The following is a 2,001-nucleotide window of genomic DNA, read 5'->3' on the forward strand; positions in this document are numbered from 1 at the left end:
CTTTATCTTTTTGTAAAAGATCATTAATTTCTTCTTCACTTATGTTTTCTTCATTAAGTTTTAGTTTTAATAGCAAAATTGCATTTTTTGTATTTTGATCTTTAGGTGGTTGCAATTTTTGTAAAAAATTATTTGCTTCTTCATATTTTTTGATTTTAAGTAGATATTTGGCCATAAGTAAATAGTAATATTCTAAGTTTAAACTTTTGATTGCATTTATGGTCTCAAGTTCTTTTGGTAGATTGTTATTTAAGTCATATAGCATGTATAGTTTATATAATTTTTCAAAATTATTTTTGTCTGTGTTATTTGTTTGAGCAAGAGGGTTAGTTAGTAATAAGGTTAATAATATTTTAGATAATGTTAAAGGCATTTGATTTTATCCTAAGCATCATATCTTTTAGTAGAAATACAAAGAAATAAATAAATCACTTCCTTTGCCTTTTCCAAATCTTATAATTTTAGATTTTATTAGATTTAGATTATTGTTCTGATTTTGCACCAAATATTATTTGAGCCTGATTTCCTGATGTGATAATTGTTCCAGTAGCTCCAAGATTATGCATTAAATTTTGATTGATTAATTCGGGCGATTTTACGTCTACTCTGAGTCGTGTGAAACATGAGTCTATATTTATTATATTGTTAGTGCCTCCAAGAGCTTGAATTATTACCTCAAAAGTATCATTTTGAGATATATTGTGAATATGTTTAAAATTTTGTTGATTAATATCATCTTCACGGCCAGGAGTTTTTATTTGAAATGCTTTAATTAGTGTGAAAAATATGGTGAAGTAAATGATACCAATTGTCAGTCCTATTGGAAGTATTAATAGTGCGTTCGTTGATTTTGGGAACATTAAAAAATAATCGATGATTCCTGCTGAGAGTGCAAATGCTATGCGTATTCCAAATATATTGGTAATGATTAGTGATATTCCAGTTAAAATAGCATGTATCAGGTAAAGCAGTGGGGCTATTAACATGAATGTATATTCTATTGGTTCTGTAATGCCTGTTAAAAATGAGGTTAGTGATGCTGAGAGCAGGATACCTCCTATTTCTTGTCTGCGTTCTTTTTTAGCTGTTAAGTACATTGCAAGAGCTGCACCTGGTAGTCCAAATAACATTATTGGATACATTCCCGATGTGAATCCTCCAGCTGTTGGATCTCCATTTAAATATCTTGTGATTTCTCCTTGTACTATATTTCCCTCACTTGTGGTATATTCTCCAAATACAAAATACACCAATGTATTTAAGAGTTGATGTAATCCTGTTATTATGAGTAATCTGTTTAAGAATCCAAATACAAATAGTCCCAAATTGCCAGCTTCTATCATCCATATTCCAATTTGATTAATGGTTATTTGTATTGGTGCCCATAAAAAACCAAATACTATAGCAAATATTACAGAAAAGATCCCATTGGCTATTGGTACTAATCTTTGTCCTGAAAAAAATCCTAAAAATTGTGGTATTTTATAATCTACTACTTTATCGCTAAGCATAGCTGAACTTATTCCTGTAATGATACCTCCTAATACAGACATGTTAACAGGCTCGGTTTTTTCATTGATAATTATTGTAAATGTAGATAATCCTGCATTTAAGATTAGATATCCTACGGCTCCTCCTAGTGCAGCAGCAGCTTTGTTATTTTTAGATAATCCCATTCCAGTTCCAATTGCAAATAGTATTGGTAAGTTGCCAAGAATAGCGCTACCTGATTGTTCCATTAGTTTGCCAATTTTGCCTAGTATTTCAAAAGGTTGTGTAAGAGATATTATAAGATATCCAAATCCAAGTAAAAGACCAGCAATTGGTAAAACAGCAGCAGGAGTTTGTAGTGCTTTGCCAAGATTTTGCATATTTTTCATTAAATTATGCATATGACCCCCATTAATATGTTATTTGTTAGTTATAGTGTAGATCAACTTTCAATATGATTCTAGATTAAATAATATTTATTTACTTTTTTTTAAAAAAAGAAATTTAATT

The 2,001-nt window shown here is 29.7% G+C and carries 2 protein-coding genes; both read right to left on the minus strand.

Annotation, left to right across the window (positions count from 1 at the left end):
* Nucleotides 1-373, minus strand: a 373-nt coding sequence (locus BN1173_RS04240) for a hypothetical protein (protein ID WP_040236854.1), incomplete at its 3' end; no start/stop codon positions are given.
* A 109-nt stretch (nt 374-482) separates the two neighbouring features.
* A complete protein-coding gene (locus tag BN1173_RS04245; RefSeq protein ID WP_040236856.1) occupies nt 483-1,892 on the minus strand; it encodes a PTS transporter subunit EIIC in 1,410 nt (469 codons plus the stop codon).
* Nucleotides 1,893-2,001 lie beyond the last annotated feature (109 nt).

Source organism: Borrelia crocidurae (assembly GCF_000825665.2).
Taxonomy (GTDB): Bacteria; Spirochaetota; Spirochaetia; order Borreliales; family Borreliaceae; genus Borrelia; species Borrelia duttonii.

Coding starts and splice junctions, on each gene's coding strand:
- BN1173_RS04245 (WP_040236856.1), bottom strand. CDS start 1,892: ATGCATAATTTAATGAAAAATATGCAAAATCTTGGCAAAGCACTACAA.